This window comes from Thalassobacterium maritimum (assembly GCF_031127805.1).
In the GTDB taxonomy this organism is placed as follows: domain Bacteria; phylum Verrucomicrobiota; class Verrucomicrobiia; order Opitutales; family Coraliomargaritaceae; genus Thalassobacterium; species Thalassobacterium maritimum.
Genome location: NZ_JARXHW010000041.1, coordinates 1 through 22,493, shown reverse-complemented (window position 1 = coordinate 22,493; position 22,493 = coordinate 1). Strand labels below are relative to the sequence as shown.

Genomic DNA, 22,493 nt, shown 5'->3' with positions numbered 1-22,493 from the left:
TGCGTGCTGAATCAAGTCTTAGCTAATCTTTGCTCGGATTCAATATACGTTGTGCGCGCTCAGCAACGCTTTCGGCTTGCGAATTGGATTGGCTGTTGCGGTAGATGCCGTTGGGGCGCTGAGGCTTTGGCTGTTTATTTCGGTCTCGCTCATGGGAGGACTCTTTGCCGTTTGTATAGATGGTAACTTTTGGGGGACGGTAATAATAGTGTGGGTGAGTGATTACCGGATCGGTGTAATAGCGGAGCCCGTAGTTTGTGCTGCGCTGGGTGTTTTCGGTTTCTTTCCTTAATTGCTCGGTTTCAAGGCGTGCCGTCGCGGCTTCTTTTTCTGCTTGAGCGACGCGTGCCTCCAGTTCTGCGATTTTTTGTTGGCTGCGTAGTTCTTCTAATTCGGTTTGATAGCTGGCCAGGGCGGTGGCTATTTGGTCTGAGGCATCCACCGAGGGGTAGCGAATTTGGAAGCTGCGCCAGTAATCGACTTGATCCTTGGCGGGCAGTGCGGCGAAGGCGCTGCTCGTCATTTTATCTTTACGAATGGCTTCGCCCTCTTGGGTGACTGCGGCGCGGCGGCGCTCTTGGTCGAGCAACCATTCTTCACGTTCGAGCCGTAATCGCTCCTGATCGGCCTGAAATTGAGCTTCGTCCATAAGGTCGATTTCGGTGACCAGGCCCTGTTTTAAGGTGACTTCGCCTTGAGGGTAGAGTAGCAGCGTCTTTTCGCGCAGTTCGATCGTGCCCATCGGCTTGCCCAGTGCCTCGATGACAGCTGCGGTATTTTGACCGCTTGTGATCGTTGCGGCTGCTAAAGATAAAGATTGGCCGATGAGGGTGAACAGGGCGAACAGCGGGGCAGTTTTCATGGTGCAGAGAGTCTAGCTCAAGTAGGGGCGAAGCGCAAACCCGCAGAGAAGTTCAAATTTTGGTTGAGAATCGGCTCGCTCGCTTCATCTTCGGCTACTTTTACCAATTTTAGACCACTTTATACTATGGAAGACGTCATTATCTTAGGCACTGGCTGTGCCGGACTCACTGCAGCTATTTACACGGGGCGTGCTCAGCTCAACCCGCTTGTGCTCGAAGGTGCACAGCCTGGGGGGCAGTTGACGACCACTTCCGAAGTGGAAAATTTCCCTGGGTTTCCTGAGGGGATCGATGGTTACACCATGATGGACAACTTGCGTAAGCAAGCGGCTCGTTTCGGAGCGCGTTACGAGCATGCCAAGATCGATAAGATCGAGGTCGTGGAGGGTGTCAAAAAGCTCTATGCGGGCGAAAAGGTTCTGGAAGCGAAGACCGTGATCGTTGCAACAGGTGCACGTCCACGCCTGCTGGGCATTCCCGGGGAGCAAGAGATGTTTGGCGGCAAGGGCGTGACCACTTGCGCCACTTGTGATGGTGCCTTCTACCGTGACATGGAAGTCGTGGTCGTCGGTGGGGGCGACTCCGCGGCGGAAGAAGCTTTGTTTTTGACTCGTTTTTGCTCAAAGGTGACATTGATCCACCGTCGTGATGAGCTGCGTGCTTCTCAGATTATGGCTGACCGTGCGACTTCGCATGAAAAGATCGAAATGGCTTGGAACTCGGCGCCGACTGAGATTTTGGCGGATGAAAAGGGCTTCACACGCGCGATTCGCGTCAAAGATACCCAAACCGGCGAAGAGCGCGAGATTCCTTGTAAGGGCGCATTTATCGCGATTGGGCATATTCCGAATACGGACTTTGTTGAAGGTCTGTTGGAGCGCGATGGCGATGGCTACATCGTTCCGGAGGCTGGTAGCCAAGTGAAGACCAAGTTTGAAGGCTTTTATGCTGCGGGCGACTGTGTCGACCATGTGTATCGTCAGGCGATCACCGCTGCTGGCATGGGTTGCCAAGCTGCAATTGAGGCGGAGCGCTGGTTGGCAGAAAATGCTTAAAAATGGATCTCTCCGATCTCAGGCAAAGCTATACGAAGGGCAGTTTCAGCGAGAGTGATTTGCTGGACTCGCCCTTTGAGCAGTTTGAAAAGTGGTTTCGCGAGGCGCAGCAGTGCGAGCTCGAGGAGCCCAATGCCATGTGCTTGGCCACCGCGGATGGCAATGGCCTGCCGAGCACGCGCGTGGTCTTGCTAAAGGGCTTTTCAGAGCAGGGGCTCACCTTTTACACCAATTACGAGAGTCGCAAGGCGGCACAGTTGGAAGCCAATCCGCAGGCGGCGGCCAATTTTCTGTGGCTGCCCTTGCAGCGCCAGGTCAATGTGATTGGGCGCGTAGAGCGTGTCTCTAAAGCGGAGTCCCTGAAGTATTTCTTGAGTCGGCCCTTCGGGAGTCAACTGGGGGCTTGGGCGTCGCCACAGAGTCAGGTCATTACTTCGCGCAGTATTTTGGAAATGAAGCTCGACCAGATGAAACGCAAGTTTGCCCAGGGGAAGGTTCCACTGCCTGATAATTGGGGGGGCTATCGCATCGTCCCCGAGTCTTTTGAATTCTGGCAGGGCCGCGCGAGCCGTCTGCATGACCGTTTTATATATCAGCGTGACGTGGAGGGCCAGTGGGCCGCCGAGCGCTTGGCCCCGTAGTTGGGGACGCCGAATGCCCATAGGTCGGTGTTGGACGTTCCACGTTTGATCTTCATTTTCCCGCTTTACTCTGTATGGCTGGCTTTTATTACCGACTGAACGATGGTGGACGAAAATACAGAGATTGATGTAAAGATGGAGCGTTTGATTGCCAGCGGGCACATCAAGCCAATCTCTGAGGAGTTGCAAAACTGGGCGATACCCGAGGTTGCCGACTATATTTTGCGCTTGGATAAGCCGCATCAGATTTTGGTCTACCGTGCGTTGCCGCGGGCGCGGGCGGCTGACATTTTTGCTTACTTCGAGCCAGAGGATCAGGATGCCTTCTTGGAGGCTTTGACGGATGCGGATACCCGAGTGTTATTGGCCGACTTGAGCCCTGATGACCGGACCGCGATGTTGGAAGAATTACCTGCTACGGTGACGCGGCGCTTGATGCAATTGCTGAGCCCCGAGGATTTGCAGGAGTCGCGTCAGCTATTGGGCTACCCGGAAGAAAGTGTGGGGCGTCTGATGACGCCAGACTATATTCGCATCCGCGCGGAGTGGACCTGTGACCATGCGCTGGCTCATATCCGCAAGTATGGGCGCGATAGTGAAATTTTTAATATCCTCTATGTCACTGATAGCAACGGCTTGTTGATCGATATCGTGCGTATGCGCCGCCTAATTATGGTGCCGCCGTCTACGATTATTTCAGACATGTTGAATTATCAATTCGTATGTCTTTCGGCCTATGACGACCGCGAAGTGGCAGTGGAGCAGATCCAGCGTTATGATGTCAATGCGCTGCCAGTGGTGGACTCCGAGGGCGTGCTGGTCGGCATTGTGACAGTTGACGATATTATGGACGTGGCCGAAGAAGAGGCCACCGAAGACTTCCATAAAGGCGCGGCGGTGACTCCTCTGGAGATGAACTATACCGCAGCTGCGCCAGCGGTCTTGTTTAAGAAGCGTATCGGCTGGCTGGTGATTCTGATTTTTGTGAATCTACTGTCTGCGGCGGTGATCTCCAACTATCAAGAGTATTTGCAGACCTACGTGGCGCTGGTGCTCTTTATGCCGCTACTCATCGCGAGTGGAGGTAATACCGGCGCTCAATCGGCCACTTTGATGGTGCGTGCGATTTCGACGGGGGACTTGAAATTAAATGGCTGGTGGCAGGCCATGGCCAAGGAGCTCTTTGTCGGGCTCTTACTCGGCGGCGCGATGGGCGGACTGACTTGGCTACTCGGAATCTATCGCAGCGGGCTGGATGTCGCGATGGTGGTTGGGCTCAGTATGTTAAGCATTGTGTTTGTGGCTAATTTGCTGGGAGTATTGCTTCCGTTTACACTGAGCAAGTTCAAGCTCGACCCCGCAGTGGCCAGTAGCCCGCTCATTACTTCGGTGATGGATGCGATTGGCCTCAGCATTTACTTTTCGATCGCGGTCGCGATTTTATCCTAATTACTTTACGAATTTTAGCTATGGCAGATAATTTTAAATCACTAGGCGTGCGCGCTGATCTCGTGCAGGGCCTCGATGGGCTCGGTATTCAAACGCCCACTCCAGTGCAAAACGCGGTCATTCCCTTCCTCTTGAACGAGGGCAGCGACTTGATCGCACAGGCGCAAACCGGCACCGGTAAAACCGCCGCCTTTGGGGTGCCGCTATTAATGAAAGTCGACCCGTCGATTGATAAGATTCAGGGGCTGATTATCGCGCCCACACGTGAACTGGCTAAGCAGATTGGTAAGGAACTCTTTCGTTTCACTAAGTTTTGTGATCCCAAAATTTTCATCGAAGTGGCCGCAGGCGGTGACAAACTCGCCGATCAGATTCAACGCCTCAGCCGTCCCACTCCCATTCTGGTGGCGACACCCGGGCGCTTGATGGATCTGCTGAAAGAAGGCCTGCAGCTGGATGGTGTGCAATATCTGGTCTTAGACGAAGCCGACGAAATGTTGAGCATGGGCTTCCAGCAAGAACTGGCGTCGATCTTTAAGGAGACTCCGAAGCGCCAGGCGACTTGGCTCTTCTCGGCCACTTTCCAGAAGCGGGTGCAAGGGCTGATCTCTGATCATATGTCAGCTCAAGCGCATCGGGTGCAGGTCGACCCAAAACAGGTTGTTAACCGCAACATCGATCATCAGTATGCGATTTGTGCCCGCGAGGAGAAAGATGCCTTTATCATTCATTATTTAAAAGGGCAAGGCAGCCAGCGCGGGTTAATTTTTTGCCGCACCCGTGCCGGAGCGATTCGTATGGGGGAGGAATTGGAAAAAGCCGGCCTCTCGGTGGGTGTGATTCAAGGAGACCTCAGCCAGCGCGATCGCGATAAGGTGATGCGTGCCTTTAAAAAAGAACGTGTCCAGTTCCTCATCGCGACCGATGTGGCGGCCCGCGGTATCGATGTCGAAGCTTTGTCGTTTGTGATCCAACATCAGTTGCCCGATGCGATTCAATACTACACGCATCGCAGCGGACGCACCGCACGTGCAGGTAAGCGAGGTGTTTCTTTGACATTGATCGAACCCAGTGAGCGCGGCCAAATTACTAAGTTAGAGCAATCGCTTGGTCTAAACTTTAGCCTAGTGGAGTAGTTGCTGCGAGTTCATCATACTCGGTTTCGCTAAGAATCGCCCGAGTCCTTGGGGTCTAGGGCATCACGTAGGCCGTCGCCCACGAAGTTGAGCGCGAAGATCGTGAGCGAGAAAAAGGCTGCGGGGAAGATTAACATCCAAGGGTAGATGTCGAGTTTGACTGCGCCCTCGTTGATCAAGATGCCCCAGGAGCTCATTGGCGGTTGCACGCCGAGGCCGAGGAAGCTGATCACGGATTCCAATAAAATCACGGCAGGAATGGTGAGGGTGGTGAAGACAATCACCGGCCCGAGTAGGTTGGGCAATATGTGTCGGCCTAGAATGCGGCGAGTCGGCACGCCATTTACGATGGCGGCATCGATAAAAGTCTGCTTGCGCAGCGCCTTGGTTTGCCCGCGCACGATGCGGGCCATGGTCAGCCATTCCACCGCGCCGATGGCGAGGAAGATCAATAGAATACTGCGGCCGAGCAGGACGGTGAGCAAAATGACGATAATGGTGAAGGGCAGTGCGTAGAGCGTGTCGACGAAGCGCATCATGGCGGCTTCAATGCGTCCGCCGTAGTAGCCGGCAATCATGCCATAGACGACTCCGATCAGCAGCGCCACCGCGGTCGCGGCGAAGCCGACGCCGATGGAAATGCGCCCGCCAATCAGGGTGCGCACCAGTAGGTCGCGACCGAGTTCATCGGTGCCAAACCAGTGTGACCAAGAAGGAGGCTGTGCGCCGTAGGCCAACTGGGTGGTTTCCAGCGAGTAGGGCACAAAAAAGGGCCCGACCAAGCAGAGTAGGGTGATGCCGATAAAGAGTCCGCCGCCGATGCGTGCCATGCGGTTGGCGCACAGGCGTTCCCAGGCGTCGCGCCCCAGTGAGCGTGCGTCGGTCGCTGTCTGTTCGCGTTCGAGCTTAGTCATGGCGGGTGCGTGGGTTCATCCACATTTGAATGAGGTCCACCAGTAGGTTGAAAAATAAAATGAGCACTGCGTAAAACAGCACGGTGCCCATCACCATGGTGCTGTCGCGGTTGAAGGCGGAATTGACAAAGAAACTGCCCAGCCCGGGGATGAAAAAGATGGTTTCCACGACAAAGGAGCCACTGATCAGTCCTGCCACAGCGGGCCCCAGGTAGGCCACTACCGGATAGAGCGCAGTGCGCAGCGCGTGCCGCAGCACCACCGCACGTTCGCGTAAACCTTTGGCGCGGGCAGTGCGAATATAGTCGAGCCGCATCACATCCAACATGCCGCTGCGTGCCAAGCGCGCGATGTAGGCCGCATAAAAGAGCCCCAGCGTGATTGAGGGCAGCACCCGGTCACTGGCTGTATTCCAGCCAAAGGGATTGAACCAGCCGAGTTGCATACTGAAAACCATGATCAGTATGGGCCCCAGCACAAAGGCCGGTAGGCAGATGCCCAGCATGGCAAAGCCCATGAGCGCAGTTTCCGACGGCCGCTTGTGTCGCAGCGCGGCGAACACGCCGATGGGGGTGCCGATTGCCAAGGCGACCAGCAGCGCGTAGCAGCCCAGCTCCAATGAGACCGGAAAGCTCTGCGCGATAATTTCGTCCACATCCCAGCCTGCGTATTTGTAAGAAGGCCCGAAATCGCCCCGCAAGCGTTGCCCCAGAAAGCGTAGATACTGCTCATGCATTGGCAGGTCCAAGCCGTAGTGGGCATTGATCAGCGCCTGCACTTCTTCCGGAATATCTTTTTCCGTGTCAAAGGGGCCTCCCGGCGTGAGCTGCATCAAGACAAAGGTCGCTGTCGCAATCACCCACAATGTGGGGATGGCTTGCAGTAGACGTCTGAGGATGAGTTGAAACACGAAGTGAGAAGTGAGAAGTTGGAAGTAGGAATATTGTTTGAACGACTGTGTGCGTGAATCAAATATCAAATTCATAAACCTAGGGGCTTCACCAGTGAAACCCCTACGAAAAAAGCAAAGGACAGTCTCTGCGCTTGCGCGGGGCTGCCTCCGAGTTAGCTTGCGCTCGCATATAAATTTCTCATGTTCGAAACTCCCATCCATGTCATTGATTTTGAAGGCAGCCGCCAGAGCGGGGTCGTGGAATACGGCTACGTCACGCTGCAGCAGGGCGAGATTGTCGCTTCGCAGACACGGATCTGTGCGCCCATCGGCACGATCACCGACATCGACCGTGGACAACATGGCATCTCTGAAGACCGTGCCGCGGGCGAGGCACGCTTCGATGCGGAGTGGCCGCTCTTTGCGCGGCTGCGTGAGACGGGCCCTTTTTGCGCGCACAATGCCGCAGTGGAAGACGGCTTTTTGCGCGCGGTTTGGTCCTATCCGCGCACTTCGCCCAACTTTTCGGAGCCGGGGCAAAGCATCGCCAGTTGGGGCCCTTGGTTGGACACGCTCTACATCTACCGCAGTATTTATCCGCAGTTAGAGCAGCATAAGCTGCAGGTATTGATCACTTTGTTTGAGCTGCAAGCGGCGCTGGATGCGCAGGCCGCGGTGATTTGCCCGGCCGAGCGGCGTCATTATCATTGTGCGCTGTATGATGCGCTCGCCTCGGCCTTGCTCTTGCGTCGTCTCTCTGAGGAGCCGACGCTGGCGGAGGCCACCTTGCGCTGGCTCTTTTTACAGAGCAGCGCCTCCGACGCCGCGCGCGAGAACATGGGCCAACAAGAACTCCTCTAGCACTGATTTTTTTCTATGTCTGATCTACCAAAAATCGTTTATTTCGGTTCCGATGCCATCTGTCTTCCGGGGCTGCGTTATCTAGTCGAGCAGGGCTCGCAGTTGTGCACGCTGGCGGCGGTCGTCACCCAGCCCGACCGCCGGCAAGGGCGCGGTAAAAAGCTGCAGCAAAATCCCGTCGCGGCCTATGCCAGCGAGCAGAGCATCCAGCTCTTGCAGCCCGACAAGCCCGACGCCGCGCTGGCGGAGTGGTTGCGCGCGGAGTCGGTCGCGCTGGCTTTTGTGATGGCCTATGGGCACTTCTTGCCGAAGTCGGTACGCGAAGCGCCCACACATGGTATGTTGAATTTTCACGGCTCCCTTTTGCCCGCCTATCGGGGCGCCTCGCCTGTCGAGACCGCCATCGCGCTCGGGGAGCAGGAGACTGGGGTCTGCCTGATGCAGATCGTGAAAGAAATGGATGCCGGTGATGTCGCCGACCGTGAATCTGTGCGAATTGAAAGCACCGACACCAGTCCCATCGTGCGTGCCAAGGTGGGGGAGGCCGTGGTGCCGCTGCTACAGCGCGATCTGACTGCGGCGCTGAGCGGGCAGCTCGATTTTGTGCCCCAAGATGTGAGCCAAGCTACTTTCTGTCGCAAAATATCGAAAGAAGATGGCGCGCTTGATTTTAATCAATCCGCAGCCGCTCTGGATGCGCGCTTGCGTGCCTTCACACCCTGGCCAGGAGGCTACTTCGATCATCGGGAGACACGGGTGAAAGTGGGGCGCTGCACGGTATCCGCTAGTAGCAGTCGTGCGCAGCCGGGCACAGTGGTGGCAGTCGGTGACTGCGTCGAGGTGGCCACAGCTGAGGGGGTGGTTTCGCTGCATGAATTGCAACGTCCGGGGGGGCGCATGTTGCCCGCGCCGGATTTTCTGCGCGGCTATCCTATCGAAGAGGGCGAGGTCTTAGCCAGCGTGGCCAGTGCGCCATTACTCGTTTGAGTGTTATTCAAGGCGCAGCTTCAGTGCTGACTGCGTGGCTTATTCGATCGTAATTTTGGCAGTGCCGGAAGTGCTGGGCTGGAAGCGTTCGCCGCCAGATTCGATTAGAATATTCTCACCTGCAGTGAAGAGGATGTCGACTGCGCCATCTTTTTCTACGGTTGCGCTTTCGCCAGCGCTCATCGTCTTGCGATAGAGCTCCTGACTGTCGGATTGTTGTCGGACCAATACGTAAACGTTGCCGCTCGCAATGAGAGTGATGCTATTCGAACTGGATGCCGGCGAGGATGGATCTGTAACTTGAGCGACTTCCGCAGATTCGCGTAGCTCGGGATCTCCGTTCTCTAGATCGTCGGAACCACCGCTGCCAAGTATCGCCCAAATTAGGCCGAAGACTACGAACACAAGTGCCAGTGTGCCAACGAAGATCAGGCCGATCTTCATATAAAAAGTCTTATCCGTCTCTTCGCCTTCGTCATCGTTATGCCCGTCGCGGCCGTGGCCGTTTTCCTCGGGGCGTGTGCTCGGTTTAGCGGCGATACGCCCGTAGCGTGGGGGCTCCTCAGCTTGCTTTGGGGGAGCTCCGTCTGCGGATTCATGCTCTCCAGCTGCATCTTCGGTTCCCGCTTTTTTGGCTTCCATTTGGCCGAACCACTCCGCACCTCCTTTTTTGGCCATGCGGGGATGGCTCATGTGCTGCGTATTGTAATCGGACATGATTTTATCCACGTCCAGGCGCAAGTAGCGGGCATAGTTCTTGAGGAAGCCGCGCTTGTAGATCTCGGGGAGATCAAAATCCATTTGGTTGGTTTCGATGTAACCGAGGAAGTCGCTGCGGATCTTAGTCGCTTCCGCGGCTTCGCGCAGGGAGATGCCCTTGCGTTTACGTGCTTCTTCTAGTCGTTCCCCAATACTTTGCATTACCGCGCATTATGTGTGGGTCTTCTTTTATTCCGCAAGCATGGAATGTAAAGAGAAGAGTAAGTCGCCCCATTCGCCGTCTTCTCGGCTGTCGACCGAGATTTTTACGTCCGGGCGCTGTGCGGCAAACTGTTCTGCGAAGTGAGTGCGCACTTGCTCCAGCTCTTTGGTGAGAATCCCACTCAAGGCTAGCGTGCCGTTGGCTTTGACGCCGTTGACCAGTGGGTCGCAATGGGGGATGAGCACGTCGGTTTGAATGTTGGCCAGCACTAGGTCTGCCTGGCGGCCAGCGGCGAAGCCTTGCTCCAGATCCGCGACGGCGAATTCAGGTTTTGTCAGGTGTGCATTCTCTTCTGAATTGCTGTGACAGACAGTGATCGCTTCCGGATCGAAGTCGAAGGCGTATATATTTTTGCATCCAAGTGCGGATGCGGAGAGTGCCAATACGCCCGAGCCGCAGCCAGCGTCGATCACCTCGTGCTTTTCGGGTGCTTCGGGATGCGCTTCCAAATAGTCGAGTAAACGGCGGGCACACAGACGTGTGGTTTCGTGTGCGCCCGTGCCAAAGGCCATGCCAGCATCGAGGTAGACCACCGCACTCCCTTCAGGCGCTTGAATATTGTCACGCTCCCAAAGAGGAATCCAGTGCAGTTGGCGCTCGCTCCATGGTTTGACGAATTCCTTGTAGGCATTTTGCCAGTCCGCATCGATGATCTCGCTCAGTTCAAAGTCTTCGGGCAGGTTTTTGAAGTCCTGCCGTAGCTTGACCAGTTCGCTCTCCGCTGTGGCTTGATCAGGGAAGATGCCAAAAAGCTCATACGGGTCCGTAATTTCTTTTTGCATGATGCCCCAGTAGGGTGACTCGACTTCGCAGAAATAATCTTCGAGAGGGTCGGCCATTTCATCAGGAATGCCTGTGCGGAGTTCAACTTGTTTGCTCATGGCTGCGGTTTTTACTTTCTTTAATCTGTAGTGCAAGCGGCAATATGGATGGACTTTAAGACCTGTCTTGAATGCTGAAATGCTCGCTGACTATTAAGAATGTCAGAATCCTCCTTCTTACTCTTTCTCGACAAGACTTACTGAGCTCATGCATATTCTGTACGATAAATTTATATGCGTTTATTCGAAGACTTTATTCCTATCCCTGAAGAGTTGTGGTCGTTTGAGACCGGCGCGCCGCTGCAGCGCTGTGCTATATGTGATTGTGATTTGTTGGTCCAAGGAACCAACTACTTGATTGAAAAAGCGTTTAAGGGTAATGAGGTTATGTTTGAATATGCAATGTGCACAAAATGTTGTGTCCTGTTGTCGCAAGAACTCTCAGTTCAAAGCAAAAAACTGATTGATCATTATTTTGATGAATATGGAGACCTTGAGCAGCGTCGTTTGAGTTACTTGGGCCAATTTGGAACTAATTATTCTAAGTGGGTGGATCGTTGTATGGTGAAGGACACGTCCCGCTCAGAGTGCGATGAATTTCAAGTATACGCGTGGTGTATCGATCGCGACTTGGTCTTCACTGGTATGCCATACATGTTGAGTGGGGACTGTATTGACGATCTGCTTGGTTTACTCTCTGAAGAAACGCTGGGAATTCTGAATGATTTTTCTGATAAGGTTTTTGGGGTCGATTTGCCTCAAGGTTTACTGATTATTTAGTCCTTACAGGTAGTGTTGCGTGGCCCCCTATCAAAGTCGCTGCCTAGACTGCGGCGATCTTGCCTTTGCTGAGGCGTGTCACGACGTCGGGCAGCAGCGCGTGCTCGGCGATGTGGACTTTTTTGGTTAAAATGTCCAAGGTATCAGTTTCTTCGATGCGGACCTCCTTTTGTGCAATGATCGGACCCGCATCGAGCGCAGGCGTGACCCAGTGCACGGTGCAGCCAGTTATTTTGACGCCGTGTTCGTAGGCTTGTTGGATCGCGCTCATGCCCGGGAAGCTGGGCAGTAAGCTGGGATGTAGGTTGATCACGCGGCCTTCAAAGGCTTCGATGAAGGGTCGCGTGATGATGCGCATGAAGCCAGCGAGTACAATGAGCTTGGGTGAGAAGCTCTGGATGCGCTCTATGTAAGCTTGCTCCGCAGCCTCACTGAGGCGAGCACCCTTACGGCCCGGATCGAGGTAAATCGCAGGCACTTTATATTTCTGCCCGAGAGCGAGAATGCCGGCATCTTCATGATCACTGATCACCGCGGCAATCTTGGCTGCGCCCAGTTTCTTTTTGGACTCGGCTTTCAGCAGTGCCTCTGCATTGGTACCGCGGCCGGAGCCGAGAATGACGATTGGGTAGGACATTAATTTTTGGTTTTCCAGTTATCAGTTCACCAGTGGTCGGTTTAGAGTCAGTTCTGAACTGGAAACTGGTCAACCGAACACTGGTGAACTATTTTCCCACTTTAGCGGAAGAATTTCTTAGCTTTTTCGACGAAGGATTCGCTTACGGGATTGGCGGGATCGCCGCAGGCCTCTGCGTATTCTTCGAGTTTTGCGGTTTGTTCGCTGGTCAGTTTGGTGGGCACTTCCACTTGCACGCGGATGAGTAGGTCGCCCTTGCGGCCGCCACGTAGCGCGGGGATGCCTTGTTCGCGTAGGCGGAAGGTGGTGCCAGTTTGGGTGCCAGCGGGGATCTTAAGCGAGCCTTTGCCGAATAGGGTTGGCACGCTGATGGAGCCCCCCAGTGCGGCGAGGGTAAACTTGATCGGCACTTCGCAGAAGAGGTCATTATCGTGGCGTTCGAAGAGTTCGTGCTCTTTGACGTGGATGATGATGTAGAGGTCACCTGCTTGGCCGCCCATGTGGCCGGCTTCGCCCTTACCTGCGGAGCGCAGTTTGGAGCCAGTGTGCACGCCTGCGGGGATGCGCACTTTGACGGTGCTGCTGTCCATGACGCGACCTTCGCCGCGGCAGCTGGTGCAGGGCTTTTCGATGGTTTGTCCGGCGCCTTGGCAGCTGGGGCACACCTGGCGGTAGCTAATGAAACCGCGGTTCGAGGTGACTTGGCCTGCGCCGCCGCAAGTGGGGCAGGTGACTTTGCTCGAGCCAGGCTCGGCGCCTGAGCCATTACATTTTTTACAAGATACCGGGCGGCGATACTTAATCTCTTTTTCGGTGCCTTTGGCAGCTTCCTCCAATGTGATTTCAAGATCGTAGCGTAGGTCGGAGCCATGCTGGGCGCCGCCGTGGGATTGGCCGCCGCCCCCACCAAAGAACTCTTCGAAGATGCCGCCTGCGCCGCCACCGCCGCCGCCACCGAAGGCTTCGCGGAAGATGTCGAATGGATCGTGGCCGCCCATGCCGCCTCTGCCGGCGCCGGGGTTGCCCATGCCGCCTTGTTTGAACGCGGCATGTCCGTAGCGATCATACGCGGCCCGTTTGTCGGCGTCTTTGAGTACGTCGTAGGCCTCGGAGATCTCCTTGAATTTGGCTTCGGCAGCGGCATCGTCCGGGTTTTTGTCCGGGTGATACTTGACCGCTTTTTTGCGGTAAGCCTTCTTCAGGTCGGATTCGGAGACGTCGCGGGAGACGCCCAGGAGTTCGTAATAGTCGTTCGCCATATCAGGTATATTTAGCTGTCTTCTTTTGCGGGGCCACTAGATACGATCACATTGGCTGCGCGAATCAGGCGGTCGTTCAGGCGGTAGCCGGCACGCACGGTTTGGATGATGTGGTCCTCTTTGACCTCTTCCGATGGCTGGTGGGCCACACATTCGTGGAAATTAGGGTCGAAGGTGTCGCCATCAGGGATCAGCTCTTCCAGTCCCTGCTCGGAGAGTGACTTCTTCAGTTGGTCATCTACCATCTTGAAGCCGAAGGTCACATCCTTGGCTTCCGGGTGGTTTTCGGCGGCTTGCAGGCCGAGTTTCATGTTGTCGAGCACGGGGAGTAGGGACTCCACGATATTGGCCGCTGCGTTGCGGATGATGTCCTGCTTCTCGCGAGCGATGCGCTTGCGGTAGTTTTCCATGTCGGCAACGGAGCGCAAGTAGCGGGTCTTCATCTCAGCCGCTTCAGCTTGTGCCTTTTCGAGCTCAGTGAGCACGGGTTCGTTGGCTTCGTTGGCCGCGGAATCTGTGGCTTCCTCGCTCGTTTCCTCGGTCGCTTCCACTGTAGGCTCTTCGATTTCTTCAGAGATGTCTTCGTTCTTTTTAGTCATGGTATTTTAAAGTTTAGATCTTTGCGGACAGCGAATTGCGCGGTCGGTTTCAAAGTGAGCGCGGGAGTGTGAGGATAAATTATCAGAATTCAAGGTCGCAGTCTGAGTATTGAAACCTGAGTTTAGTGTATGCTTCCCGCTTGACTCGCCATCGAAAAAGCAGATTTTTTTGAAATATGGCAGAACTAGATGAAAAATGGCCGGAAAATGTAAAAGGTAAGTTCTACGTCGATGAGCAATGCATCGACTGTGACCTTTGCCGAGAAACTGCTCCGGAGAACTTTACTCGCGACGAAGATGGAGGGTATTCCTTCGTCTACAAGCAGCCAACTTCTGAAGAAGAGTTGGAACTCTGCGTGGAGGCTTTGGAGGGCTGTCCCGTGGAGGCGATTGGCGACGACGGTGAGGACGGGTAGTTCACTCCTTGTATATAATTGATTTTTTAAAGCCCGCCGAGTTCGGCGGGCTTTTTATTCTATAGCGCTTATGACTGAAATTACTGAAGCCCACGCTCGCGAGCTTGAAAAACAAGCTGCTCGCAAGGCGGAACTTGCTGAAATTTGCCGTGCTGACCTGGCGGGCTGCGACCGTATTCTCTTTGAGGCAGGCTGTGGGCATGGCCACTGGCTGTCGGATTATGCCGAGGCCAACCCGGATGAAGTCTGTGTGGGGATCGATCTGATCTCTTGGCGTATTCGCAAGGGGAATGATAAAAAGGCCAAGCGCGGTATTGAAAATCTCCACTTCTATAAGGCGGAACTCGGGGAGTTCTTGGAGGTGTTGCCCCGCTCGGTTCGTTTTGAACGCACGGTCTTGTTGTTTCCGGATCCTTGGCCGAAGGCGAAGCACCACCGGCGACGTATGGTGCAGGCTGCGTTTCTTGATGAAGTCGCGCGCCGCACCGATGTGGGCGGCGAATTTTGCTTTCGCTCAGACGATCGTCCTTATTTTGATTGGGCGGTCGAGCACTTAGAGGCGCACCCTGATTGGGAAATTGATGCTTCGGCTCCGTGGCCTTACGAGAGTGAAACGTATTTTCAGAGCTTGATGGATTCGTATCACTCTGTGGTCGCTAAGCGTGTGTAGCCTTTATATTATATCTAAGCTGACGATGATCAGGAGCTGAGTGATTACGGCGATGCCTAGCAGCGCATATACGAAAAACATGAAGTAATCGTTGGCGAAGCGACGCCCCGTGGGCGTGCTGTGCTTTCTCTGTGACGCTTGCGCTTTGGGGGGCGAAACTGGTTCTTCGCGCTCCTGGCCAGTGATGGCAGGGGAGCCGCCCTTGCGCTCGCGTAGGTGGGCGAGTCGATCGGTTAAGTTTGTGAGCTCTGGCATCTTATGTCTTTTTTTGTCACAGCTGGCTTTGCTTGCAAGTTTAGAATGCTCCATCTAGTTTATGTGTGCGATTAGCTTTCCTTATCGTGCTGCGATTAAGTGAATTCAGGGGTTGACGCGTAGAGATAGGGTCTACATCACATTCGCTTTTCTGTGGACAACGCCACGGCTTTTAATTTCCCTACTCAGTTCTACGTGAACAAGCTACTACCAACAGTCTTTCTTCTCTCTGGAACCGCATCCGTCGCAAGTGCTGCGGATGGCGTGAGCCCTTCTCCGTATAAGTTGACGGAGTTGATGGGCCTTCCGTTAACGAATACCATCGTCACGACTTGGGTGATCTCGATCCTCTTGATCTTAGTCGTGCGCTTGAGCGTGGGTAAGCCGACATTGGTGCCGGGCAAAGGGCAGGCGGTGATTGAAAGCTTGATCGATGGGCTACGTGGTTTGCTGGAGCCGATCGTCGGTAAAAAGGCATTTCCAATGGCCTTTCCGCTCTTAATTGGTCTGTTTCTCTTTATTTTGATTCATAACTGGAGCGGTTTGATTCCCGGTGTGGGCGTTTTTGGCCATGTAGAGCACGGCCACCTGACCTATTGGATGCGTCCGGCGAATTCTGATTTGAATGCCACTCTCGGTATGGCCTTGATCGCAATGCTGGCTTGGTTGGTGATTAGTTTGAAAATTGCGGGTCCTAAATTCTTTATCTGGGAGCTTTTCGGTAACAAGGCGGACAAGCAGGAGACGCCTAAGCCCGTATACATCATGTTGATCCCGATCTTCATGATGGTGGGGCTGATCGAAATCGTTTCGATTGCTTTCCGTCCGGTTTCTCTATCCTTCCGTCTCTTTGGTAATGTGTTTGGTGGTGAAAATTTGCTGACGAGTATGACCGGCATGGCACCTTACATCGTGCCGATTCCATTCTACTTTTACGAAGTCTTGGTCGGTGTGGTTCAGGCATTGATCTTTACTTTGCTCGTCGCGATTTACATCGGATTGATGACTAATCACGACGAAGAGCACGCTCACTAAGTCTTACCCCTCCCTCATATAAAACTTTCAGTGCCGGGACTATGTCAAAGAATCGTAGGCGGCGCAGAAACAAACTAAAATACACAACTCAACGAAAAACATTATGTTCGAAATCATCGCACAAGCCGCCGCAGAAGGCGTAACAGGTAAAATTCACGTAGCAGCTGCAGCGATTGCAGTTCCTCTCGCAATTGGTCTTATTGGCCTCAAAGCTTGCGAATCTGTAGGTCGCAACCCAGAAGCAGCGACTAAGGTGCTTGTTCAGTCGATTATCGCTATGGCTTTCGCCGAAGCGATTGTCTTCTTCGCCATCTTCCTTGGCTAATCTGGTTTTCCAGGTTTTGCCGGTGCCCCGCAGGATCGCGGGGCGCCGGCTCTTTCTGACTTTTTTATTACTTTCCTCTCTATGAAGGCCATATTCATTACTTTGCTACTCGCACTTTCTCTACCGCTCGGTCTTGTTGCCGCTGACGAAGCGCCCGCGGCTTCCTCTGTCGAGGGCAAACTCCATGGAGTCGCTGAACAATTGCATGCCGATTTGGAGCATGTGGAGGAAAGTCTTCATGCTGAAGAGAGCAAGTTGACCATGATCACCGAGAAGTTCGGTGTGTCTTTGCCGACTTTGATCGCGCAAATGGTCAACTTCGTGATCGTCGCATTTGTTCTCTACAAATTTGCAGTTAAGCCCATCGCAGCGACGCTCGACGAACGTCAGCAAAAGATTGCAGATGGCTTACAATACGCCGAAGAGATGAAGACTCAATTGGCCGAAGCGGAGCGCGAGCGCGCCGAGAAGGTCAAGCAGGCAGCCATCGATGCACAAGCGATTCTCACCGAAGCGCGTGAGCAATCAAAAGAGATGATTGAGAGCAAGACTCAAGAAGCGGCGGCACAAGCCGAGGCTATGATCCGCAAGGCAAGTGAAGCCACTGAGCTGGAGCGCCAAAAGATGCTTTCCGACGTCCGCCAAGAAGTGGCACGTCTGGTTGTGGCGACATCTTCCAAGGTGCTTTCACGTGACCTCTCTGATGCTGAAAAGCAAACTTTCTCCGATTCCGCAGCCAAGGAATTGGCGAATGCGAGCTAAGCCCCCATTTTTGAACCGATGAAACGCGATAAAAAGATCACCCAATTGGCTAAGAAACTCGTCGAGTTTTCTAAAGACGAGAGTGGTGCCGTCTCCGAAGCCAAAGTCGGCGAAGTGCTGGCTGGCTTGAAACAAGTCGAGCTACGCAATCCACTTGCCACACTGAAGGCCTATTTGTCCTATATTCGTCGCGAAATTGCTTTGCAGACTGCAGTCGTTTCGACGCCCGCTGGTTTGAGCGAAGAGTCGCTAAAAGCGATTGAAACAAAATATTCGGCAGTTTACGGACGCCCCATCAGTGCAGTCACGCGCGAGGATGCGTCTCTGATTGCTGGTGTGCGTGTGCGTGTCGGTGATGATGTCTACGATGCATCCGTCGCGGGGCGCCTACAACGTCTAGCTGAAAACGTTCACTAAATATCTTCCACCTCTTTTACCGGCACAATGAAGTAAAGCCGGATTTTTCTTCTTAATTTTCCCTACCTTTCAAACTATGAGCTCTATAGTCGAACAAATCGAAAACGAAATCGCTAGCTTTCAGGCTGGTGCCGTCAAATCCAACACCGGCAAGGTTGTTTCCATCGCCGACGGTGTCGCCAAGCTCTCTGGCCTATCGGGCATCATGTATAACGAAATGATCGATTTCGGTCAGGGCGTTACAGGTCTGGCTTTGAATCTTGAAGAAGACGAAGTCGGTTGTGTGATCTTGGGGGATTACTCCAAGTTGAAAGAAGGCGACGAAGCCACTACAACTGGTAAACTACTTTCCGTTCCTGTCGGCATGGGTCTCTTAGGCCGTGTGGTGGATGCGATTGGCAACCCGATCGATGGCAAGGGCCCGATCGACGCGACTGAAACGTATCCTGTCGACCAAGTCGCTCCTGGTATTATCCCACGTAAGTCGGTCGACCAGCCTATGCAAACTGGCATCATGGCGATTGACTCGATGATCCCCATCGGTCGTGGCCAACGTGAGTTGATCATTGGTGACCGTTCGACTGGTAAGACTACCATCGCGATTGATACCATCATCAATCAGGCGAAGATCAACAACCAGCACCGCAACGAAGACGGTTCCTTCCCGGAAGGCTTCCGCCCCGTCTACTCGATCTATGTTGCGGTCGGTCAGAAGAATTCAAACATCGCTCGCACAATCGCCGTGCTCGAAAAGGCTGGCGCGATGGAATACACCATCATCGTGACTGCATCCGCTGGCGACAATCCAGCCAATCAATACATCGCACCTTTCGCTGGTGCATCGATGGGTGAGTTCTTCATGCACAACGGCATGGACGCATTGATCGTATACGATGACCTTTCCAAGCAAGCCGTGGCTTATCGCCAAATTTCCTTGGTTCTCAAGCGCCCCTCCGGTCGTGAAGCCTATCCTGGTGACGTTTTCTACCTCCACTCTCGCTTGCTCGAGCGTTCCGCTCGTGTGAATGAAGAGAACGGTAACGGTTCTCTGACAGCACTGCCTATCATTGAAACTCAAGCAGGTGACGTTTCGGCTTATATTCCAACCAACGTGATCTCGATCACCGACGGTCAGGTCTTCCTCGAAACCGACCTCTTCAATCAAGGTATCCGCCCAGCGGTTTCTGTGGGTCTCTCCGTTTCTCGTGTGGGTTCTGCGGCACAAATCAAGGCGATCAAGAAGGTTGCGGGTAAGGTGAAGCTGCAACTCGCTCAGTTCCGTGAGTTGGCTGCATTCGCTCAGTTCGGTTCCGACCTTGATGCCAAGACCAAGGCTCAGCTCGAGCGTGGTGCGCGTGTTGTGGAGCTTTTCAAGCAAACCGCGTTCAACCCGATTCCTGTCGAAGTACAGTCTTCATTGATCTGGGCCGTGCAAAATGGTTTCTTCGATAAGGTAGAAGTGGCACAAATCGTTGCTGCGACTACAAGCTTGCGTGAATTCCTCGAAACTCGTGGCTCCAAGATCATGGACACGATTCGTTCCGAAAAAGCAATCAGTGACGATTCCGAAGCTGCCCTCAAGAAGTCACTCGAAGAGTGGCAAGCTGGGTTCTCTGCTTAAGTCTCTGACTTGATCACTTAATTTCTAATTCTTAATTCCTAATTAAATAGCATGGCCAATCTTCGCGACATCCGCCGCCGCATCAAGTCGGTTAAAAATACCCGGCAGATCACGCGTGCGATGCAGCTCGTTTCATCTTCTAAAATGAAACGTGCGCAGGACGCCGCCGTAGCTGGCCGTCCATACGCGTTACTGCTCGCCGATCTGCTCGACACTGTTGGCGAAAAGCTCGACCTGAGCGGTGCCACGATTTCGCATCCCTTCTTTGAGAAGCGCGAAGTGAAGACTCGCGGCATCCTGATCCTCTCGACTGACAAGGGCCTCTGCGGCCCCCTCAACACCAATCTATTCCGTAAGATTTCTGACGAGGTCAAGGGCGATGCCAAGTTTGTCGCAGTTGGTCGTAAAGCCACTCAGTTCGTGACACGTTCCGGACGCGATTTGGTTGCCGACTTCACTGTTTCAGACAAGGCCAACTTTCAAGAGTTACGCCCCATGCTGAAGCTCTTGATCGACGCTTATAAGGCGGGCGAGATTGACACCATCGAGGTCGCTTACCCCAGCTTTGTAAACGTGCTGGTGCAAGAGCCGGTCATTCAATCGCTGCTTCCGATTGTGGATTTGAGCGAAGTGCTGGAACAACTCAAGAAGCGCGTCGCTGGTGAAGAGGAAATCCTCGCCGCTCGTAAGGATTCACGCGAAATGGTTTTCGAACCATCTGCTGAAGAGGTTTTGGAGCAATTGCCTGATCTGTATGTGAAGGTCATCATTCACCAACTTCTCCTCGAAAGCCGTGCTGCGGAATACTCCGCACGTATGGTCGCGATGAAGGCTGCGACGGATAATGCGTCAAGTCTCGTTGACGATCTCACCCTCGACTACAACAAGGCTCGCCAAGCAGCAATTACGCAGGAAATCCTCGAAATCGCCGCCGCTGCATCCGCTAACTAACTCCTATCCTCTAAATCAAGTCTGGCGCATCGTAGAGAAGCCAACACTCCCTCCTTTTAAATCATCATGAGCAATAACGGTAAAATCGTCCAAGTCATCGGCGCCGTCGTCGACGCTGCCTTTCCGCAAGACAGCGTCCCTGAAATTTTCGACGCGATCACAATAGCCTACCAAATTGATGGCGTTGAGAAGAACCTTACACTGGAAGTGCAGCAGCACCTCGGTGAGGGTCTTGTTCGCGCTGTTGCCATGACCTCGACCGACGGCCTTGTCCGCGGTATGGAAGTCGTCGGTACGGGCGCTCCGATCTCGGTCCCTGTTGGTGAAGCCGTTCTCGGTCGTATCTTTAATGTCACAGGTGATACTGTTGACGAAAAGGGCCCCGTGGGCACAGACGAGCGTCGCTCAATTCACCGTCAGCCTCCAGAACTCATCGACCAAGCAACCGATGCCGAGATCCTCGAGACTGGCATTAAGGTGATCGACCTGATTTGCCCCTTCACCAAGGGTGGTAAAGTGGGCGCCTTCGGTGGTGCGGGTGTGGGTAAGACCGTTGTCATCATGGAGCTGATCAATAACATTGCTAAGGCGCACGGTGGTTACTCCGTATTCGCTGGTGTGGGTGAGCGCTCTCGTGAGGGGAATGACCTTTACCACGAAATGTCCGATGCGGGCGTTATTGACCAAGAAAACATTGGTAACTCCAAAGTGGCCCTGGTCTATGGTCAAATGAACGAGCCCCCCGGTGCACGTATGCGTGTCGCCCTGTCCGGTTTGACCATGGCTGAATACTTCCGTGACGAAAAGAACCAAGACGTTCTGCTCTTCGTGGATAACATCTTCCGTTTCTCTCAAGCCGGTGCCGAGGTGTCTGCGCTACTCGGTCGCTCGCCTTCTGCGGTGGGTTACCAGCCAACACTTTCTCAGGAAATGGGTAACCTTCAGGAGCGTATTACCTCCACCAAGAAGGGTTCGATTACCTCTTTCCAAGCCGTTTATGTCCCTGCCGATGACTTGACTGACCCTGCGCCAGCCAACACCTTCGCTCACTTGGACTCCACCATCGTTCTGGAGCGTTCGATCGCTGAGCTTGGTATCTACCCTGCGGTGGATCCCCTTGCTTCGATCTCCAACGCGCTCGATCCCGCCATCGTTGGCGAAGAGCACTACAAGGTGGCTCGCGGTGTGCAAAACGTGCTGCAGCGCTACAAGGATCTACAAGACATCATCGCGATTTTGGGTCTGGACGAGCTTTCTCCAGAAGACAAGCAAACCGTCTACCGTGCACGTAAGGTTCAAAAGTTCCTTTCACAGCCATTCCACGTGGCGGAAATCTTCACCGGCACACCGGGTGAATACGTTTCCACGGCCGACACCATCAAAGGCTTCCAAATGATCCTCAATGGTGAGTGCGATGACCTCGCCGAGAACGACCTTTACATGAAGGGCGGCATCGAAATGGCCATCGAGGCTAACAAAAAGGGCTAATCAGATTCTTCTGACTTCCGTCCTCTGATCTCTGACTTCTGAACGAAAATGCTTACACTCGAAATAATTACACCCGACGAAAAAGTTCTCAGCACTGAGGCCAACCAAGTCGTTTTACCGACTGAGTCGGGTGAAGCTGGTATTTTGACAGGCCACATTCCTATGGTGACGAAGATCGTTGCGGGGGAATTGAAGGTCATCAAAGACACTGGCACTGAGTTCATTGCAGTCGACCATGGTTTCGCCAAGGTTTTGGGCAACACCATCTCGGTGCTCACCGAAGCTGCAGTCGATGTGCAAGAGATCGATCTCAATGAAGTCGAGTCGGCCCAGGCCCGCGCAGTTGAAGCGCTCAAGCAAGCCGAAGCCGAAGGTGTCGACTACGATCAACTCGAACAACTTGAAAAGAATGTTCAGTTCTTGATCGCACAGAAACTCGCTAAGGGCCGTCGTCGCTAAAGCGATTCAGCTCAGCTTTTCGATACATTTACAAAACGCGTCTCTCTTTGAGGGCGCGTTTTTTTGTGTGCTTAAAGCAGGCTTCAGCTCACGTTGGAGCCTGGAATACATCGTTTTTGCCTTATACCGATTCTCATAATTAATGCGCATGGAGTGACCTCAAGTAGCGTTTACTGAAGCGCGAATCCACCCATTACCAAATAGGCGTATGACACGGC

General features: G+C 53.7%; 26 protein-coding genes. 17 read left to right on the top strand and 9 right to left on the bottom strand.

What is annotated here, in order from left to right:
• Nucleotides 1-22: 22 nt before the first annotated feature.
• Nucleotides 23-862, bottom strand: a complete 840-nt coding sequence (locus QEH52_RS14890) for a hypothetical protein (RefSeq protein ID WP_308951501.1) — start codon at nt 860-862, stop codon at nt 23-25.
• Nucleotides 863-988: 126 nt separating this feature from the next.
• Between QEH52_RS14890 and trxB the strand changes: the two genes are divergently transcribed.
• From trxB to QEH52_RS14870, 4 genes are all read left to right on the top strand, one after another.
• Entirely contained in the window at nt 989-1,918 is a 930-nt protein-coding gene (trxB, locus tag QEH52_RS14885; RefSeq protein ID WP_308951500.1) for a thioredoxin-disulfide reductase, read from the top strand.
• A gap of 2 nt (nt 1,919-1,920) precedes the next feature.
• Nucleotides 1,921-2,559, top strand: coding sequence for a pyridoxamine 5'-phosphate oxidase (pdxH, locus tag QEH52_RS14880; RefSeq protein ID WP_308951499.1), 639 nt, complete (start codon nt 1,921-1,923; stop codon nt 2,557-2,559).
• A gap of 102 nt (nt 2,560-2,661) precedes the next feature.
• Nucleotides 2,662-4,008, top strand: coding sequence for a magnesium transporter (mgtE, locus tag QEH52_RS14875; protein ID WP_308951498.1), 1,347 nt, complete (start codon nt 2,662-2,664; stop codon nt 4,006-4,008).
• A 20-nt stretch (nt 4,009-4,028) separates the two neighbouring features.
• The gene (locus QEH52_RS14870; protein WP_308951497.1) at nt 4,029-5,144 is read left to right on the top strand and encodes a DEAD/DEAH box helicase; all 1,116 of its coding nucleotides are present in this window, start codon (nt 4,029-4,031) and stop codon (nt 5,142-5,144) included.
• A gap of 29 nt (nt 5,145-5,173) precedes the next feature.
• Here the strand turns inward: QEH52_RS14870 and QEH52_RS14865 are convergent, their stop codons facing one another.
• The gene (locus QEH52_RS14865; protein ID WP_308951496.1) at nt 5,174-6,058 is read right to left on the bottom strand and encodes an ABC transporter permease; all 885 of its coding nucleotides are present in this window, start codon (nt 6,056-6,058) and stop codon (nt 5,174-5,176) included.
• Nucleotides 6,051-6,968: an ABC transporter permease gene (locus tag QEH52_RS14860; protein ID WP_319834704.1), complete on the bottom strand. Its 918-nt coding sequence runs from the start codon at nt 6,966-6,968 to the stop codon at nt 6,051-6,053. Before QEH52_RS14860 ends, QEH52_RS14865 begins: the two co-directional genes overlap by 8 nt.
• Before the next feature lie 183 nt (nt 6,969-7,151).
• Between QEH52_RS14860 and QEH52_RS14855 the strand changes: the two genes are divergently transcribed.
• The gene (locus QEH52_RS14855) at nt 7,152-7,811 is read left to right on the top strand and encodes a 3'-5' exonuclease (protein WP_308951493.1); all 660 of its coding nucleotides are present in this window, start codon (nt 7,152-7,154) and stop codon (nt 7,809-7,811) included.
• A 15-nt stretch (nt 7,812-7,826) separates the two neighbouring features.
• Nucleotides 7,827-8,798 (top strand): methionyl-tRNA formyltransferase, encoded by a 972-nt coding sequence (gene fmt / locus QEH52_RS14850; RefSeq protein WP_308951492.1) that lies wholly within the window; start codon nt 7,827-7,829, stop codon nt 8,796-8,798.
• 39 nt (nt 8,799-8,837) lie between these two features.
• Here the strand turns inward: fmt and QEH52_RS14845 are convergent, their stop codons facing one another.
• Both QEH52_RS14845 and QEH52_RS14840 read right to left on the bottom strand, forming a co-directional pair.
• The gene (locus QEH52_RS14845; protein WP_308951491.1) at nt 8,838-9,719 is read right to left on the bottom strand and encodes a helix-turn-helix domain-containing protein; all 882 of its coding nucleotides are present in this window, start codon (nt 9,717-9,719) and stop codon (nt 8,838-8,840) included.
• 27 nt (nt 9,720-9,746) lie between these two features.
• The gene (locus tag QEH52_RS14840; protein WP_308951490.1) at nt 9,747-10,661 is read right to left on the bottom strand and encodes a 50S ribosomal protein L11 methyltransferase; all 915 of its coding nucleotides are present in this window, start codon (nt 10,659-10,661) and stop codon (nt 9,747-9,749) included.
• Between the two features lie 174 nt (nt 10,662-10,835).
• Between QEH52_RS14840 and QEH52_RS14835 the strand changes: the two genes are divergently transcribed.
• A complete protein-coding gene (locus tag QEH52_RS14835) occupies nt 10,836-11,381 on the top strand; it encodes a hypothetical protein (protein ID WP_308951489.1) in 546 nt (181 codons plus the stop codon).
• A 43-nt stretch (nt 11,382-11,424) separates the two neighbouring features.
• Here QEH52_RS14835 and purN read toward each other — a convergent pair whose 3' ends face one another.
• The 3 genes from purN to QEH52_RS14820 all read right to left on the bottom strand — a co-directional run bounded on the left by purN (nt 11,425) and on the right by QEH52_RS14820 (nt 13,876).
• Nucleotides 11,425-12,018: a phosphoribosylglycinamide formyltransferase gene (gene purN, locus QEH52_RS14830; RefSeq protein WP_308951487.1), complete on the bottom strand. Its 594-nt coding sequence runs from the start codon at nt 12,016-12,018 to the stop codon at nt 11,425-11,427.
• Nucleotides 12,019-12,119: 101 nt separating this feature from the next.
• Nucleotides 12,120-13,277 carry a molecular chaperone DnaJ gene (gene dnaJ, locus QEH52_RS14825; protein WP_308951486.1) on the bottom strand — a complete coding sequence of 386 codons (1,158 nt, stop codon included), beginning with the start codon at nt 13,275-13,277 and terminating at the stop codon, nt 12,120-12,122.
• An 11-nt stretch (nt 13,278-13,288) separates the two neighbouring features.
• Nucleotides 13,289-13,876, bottom strand: coding sequence for a nucleotide exchange factor GrpE (locus QEH52_RS14820; protein ID WP_308951485.1), 588 nt, complete (start codon nt 13,874-13,876; stop codon nt 13,289-13,291).
• 176 nt (nt 13,877-14,052) lie between these two features.
• Between QEH52_RS14820 and QEH52_RS14815 the strand changes: the two genes are divergently transcribed.
• Together QEH52_RS14815 and trmB are read left to right on the top strand one after the other, a co-directional pair.
• Nucleotides 14,053-14,292 carry a ferredoxin gene (locus QEH52_RS14815; protein WP_308951483.1) on the top strand — a complete coding sequence of 80 codons (240 nt, stop codon included), beginning with the start codon at nt 14,053-14,055 and terminating at the stop codon, nt 14,290-14,292.
• Nucleotides 14,293-14,362: 70 nt separating this feature from the next.
• On the top strand, nt 14,363-14,962 hold the full coding sequence (trmB, locus tag QEH52_RS14810; RefSeq protein ID WP_308951481.1) for a tRNA (guanosine(46)-N7)-methyltransferase TrmB: 600 nt from the start codon (nt 14,363-14,365) through the stop codon (nt 14,960-14,962).
• Nucleotides 14,963-14,965: 3 nt separating this feature from the next.
• Here trmB and QEH52_RS14805 read toward each other — a convergent pair whose 3' ends face one another.
• Nucleotides 14,966-15,217, bottom strand: a complete 252-nt coding sequence (locus QEH52_RS14805) for a hypothetical protein (RefSeq protein WP_308951480.1) — start codon at nt 15,215-15,217, stop codon at nt 14,966-14,968.
• Nucleotides 15,218-15,412: 195 nt separating this feature from the next.
• Here QEH52_RS14805 and QEH52_RS14800 point away from each other — a divergent pair, with 195 nt between their 5' ends.
• From QEH52_RS14800 to atpC, 8 genes are all read left to right on the top strand, one after another.
• Nucleotides 15,413-16,252 carry a F0F1 ATP synthase subunit A gene (locus QEH52_RS14800; protein WP_308951478.1) on the top strand — a complete coding sequence of 280 codons (840 nt, stop codon included), beginning with the start codon at nt 15,413-15,415 and terminating at the stop codon, nt 16,250-16,252.
• A gap of 103 nt (nt 16,253-16,355) precedes the next feature.
• Nucleotides 16,356-16,577: an ATP synthase F0 subunit C gene (locus QEH52_RS14795; RefSeq protein WP_308951477.1), complete on the top strand. Its 222-nt coding sequence runs from the start codon at nt 16,356-16,358 to the stop codon at nt 16,575-16,577.
• Nucleotides 16,578-16,658: 81 nt separating this feature from the next.
• Nucleotides 16,659-17,339, top strand: a complete 681-nt coding sequence (atpF, locus tag QEH52_RS14790; protein WP_308951476.1) for a F0F1 ATP synthase subunit B — start codon at nt 16,659-16,661, stop codon at nt 17,337-17,339.
• An 18-nt stretch (nt 17,340-17,357) separates the two neighbouring features.
• Nucleotides 17,358-17,756, top strand: a complete 399-nt coding sequence (locus tag QEH52_RS14785) for a F0F1 ATP synthase subunit delta (protein WP_308951475.1) — start codon at nt 17,358-17,360, stop codon at nt 17,754-17,756.
• A 76-nt stretch (nt 17,757-17,832) separates the two neighbouring features.
• Nucleotides 17,833-19,377 carry a F0F1 ATP synthase subunit alpha gene (gene atpA, locus QEH52_RS14780; RefSeq protein WP_308951474.1) on the top strand — a complete coding sequence of 515 codons (1,545 nt, stop codon included), beginning with the start codon at nt 17,833-17,835 and terminating at the stop codon, nt 19,375-19,377.
• 51 nt (nt 19,378-19,428) lie between these two features.
• On the top strand, nt 19,429-20,328 hold the full coding sequence (atpG, locus tag QEH52_RS14775; protein WP_308951472.1) for an ATP synthase F1 subunit gamma: 900 nt from the start codon (nt 19,429-19,431) through the stop codon (nt 20,326-20,328).
• Nucleotides 20,329-20,394: 66 nt separating this feature from the next.
• Nucleotides 20,395-21,816, top strand: a complete 1,422-nt coding sequence (atpD, locus tag QEH52_RS14770) for a F0F1 ATP synthase subunit beta (protein WP_308951471.1) — start codon at nt 20,395-20,397, stop codon at nt 21,814-21,816.
• Nucleotides 21,817-21,864: 48 nt separating this feature from the next.
• Nucleotides 21,865-22,275 carry an ATP synthase F1 subunit epsilon gene (gene atpC, locus QEH52_RS14765; protein ID WP_308951470.1) on the top strand — a complete coding sequence of 137 codons (411 nt, stop codon included), beginning with the start codon at nt 21,865-21,867 and terminating at the stop codon, nt 22,273-22,275.
• Nucleotides 22,276-22,493: the final 218 nt, after the last annotated feature.

Excerpts from the sequence above, each read along its gene's own strand:
- QEH52_RS14890 (WP_308951501.1), bottom strand. The coding sequence starts at position 862 with ATGAAAACTGCCCCGCTGTTCGCCCTGTTCACCCTCATCGGCCAATCT.
- trxB (WP_308951500.1), top strand. The coding sequence starts at position 989 with ATGGAAGACGTCATTATCTTAGGCACTGGCTGTGCCGGACTCACTGCA.
- pdxH (WP_308951499.1), top strand. The coding sequence starts at position 1,921 with ATGGATCTCTCCGATCTCAGGCAAAGCTATACGAAGGGCAGTTTCAGC.
- mgtE (WP_308951498.1), top strand. The coding sequence starts at position 2,662 with ATGGTGGACGAAAATACAGAGATTGATGTAAAGATGGAGCGTTTGATT.
- QEH52_RS14870 (WP_308951497.1), top strand. The coding sequence starts at position 4,029 with ATGGCAGATAATTTTAAATCACTAGGCGTGCGCGCTGATCTCGTGCAG.
- QEH52_RS14865 (WP_308951496.1), bottom strand. The coding sequence starts at position 6,058 with ATGACTAAGCTCGAACGCGAACAGACAGCGACCGACGCACGCTCACTG.
- QEH52_RS14855 (WP_308951493.1), top strand. The coding sequence starts at position 7,152 with ATGTTCGAAACTCCCATCCATGTCATTGATTTTGAAGGCAGCCGCCAG.
- fmt (WP_308951492.1), top strand. The coding sequence starts at position 7,827 with ATGTCTGATCTACCAAAAATCGTTTATTTCGGTTCCGATGCCATCTGT.
- QEH52_RS14845 (WP_308951491.1), bottom strand. The coding sequence starts at position 9,719 with ATGCAAAGTATTGGGGAACGACTAGAAGAAGCACGTAAACGCAAGGGC.
- QEH52_RS14840 (WP_308951490.1), bottom strand. The coding sequence starts at position 10,661 with ATGAGCAAACAAGTTGAACTCCGCACAGGCATTCCTGATGAAATGGCC.
- QEH52_RS14835 (WP_308951489.1), top strand. The coding sequence starts at position 10,836 with ATGCGTTTATTCGAAGACTTTATTCCTATCCCTGAAGAGTTGTGGTCG.
- purN (WP_308951487.1), bottom strand. The coding sequence starts at position 12,018 with ATGTCCTACCCAATCGTCATTCTCGGCTCCGGCCGCGGTACCAATGCA.
- dnaJ (WP_308951486.1), bottom strand. The coding sequence starts at position 13,277 with ATGGCGAACGACTATTACGAACTCCTGGGCGTCTCCCGCGACGTCTCC.
- QEH52_RS14820 (WP_308951485.1), bottom strand. The coding sequence starts at position 13,876 with ATGACTAAAAAGAACGAAGACATCTCTGAAGAAATCGAAGAGCCTACA.
- QEH52_RS14815 (WP_308951483.1), top strand. The coding sequence starts at position 14,053 with ATGGCAGAACTAGATGAAAAATGGCCGGAAAATGTAAAAGGTAAGTTC.
- trmB (WP_308951481.1), top strand. The coding sequence starts at position 14,363 with ATGACTGAAATTACTGAAGCCCACGCTCGCGAGCTTGAAAAACAAGCT.
- QEH52_RS14805 (WP_308951480.1), bottom strand. The coding sequence starts at position 15,217 with ATGCCAGAGCTCACAAACTTAACCGATCGACTCGCCCACCTACGCGAG.
- QEH52_RS14795 (WP_308951477.1), top strand. The coding sequence starts at position 16,356 with ATGTTCGAAATCATCGCACAAGCCGCCGCAGAAGGCGTAACAGGTAAA.
- atpF (WP_308951476.1), top strand. The coding sequence starts at position 16,659 with ATGAAGGCCATATTCATTACTTTGCTACTCGCACTTTCTCTACCGCTC.
- QEH52_RS14785 (WP_308951475.1), top strand. The coding sequence starts at position 17,358 with ATGAAACGCGATAAAAAGATCACCCAATTGGCTAAGAAACTCGTCGAG.
- atpA (WP_308951474.1), top strand. The coding sequence starts at position 17,833 with ATGAGCTCTATAGTCGAACAAATCGAAAACGAAATCGCTAGCTTTCAG.
- atpG (WP_308951472.1), top strand. The coding sequence starts at position 19,429 with ATGGCCAATCTTCGCGACATCCGCCGCCGCATCAAGTCGGTTAAAAAT.
- atpD (WP_308951471.1), top strand. The coding sequence starts at position 20,395 with ATGAGCAATAACGGTAAAATCGTCCAAGTCATCGGCGCCGTCGTCGAC.
- atpC (WP_308951470.1), top strand. The coding sequence starts at position 21,865 with ATGCTTACACTCGAAATAATTACACCCGACGAAAAAGTTCTCAGCACT.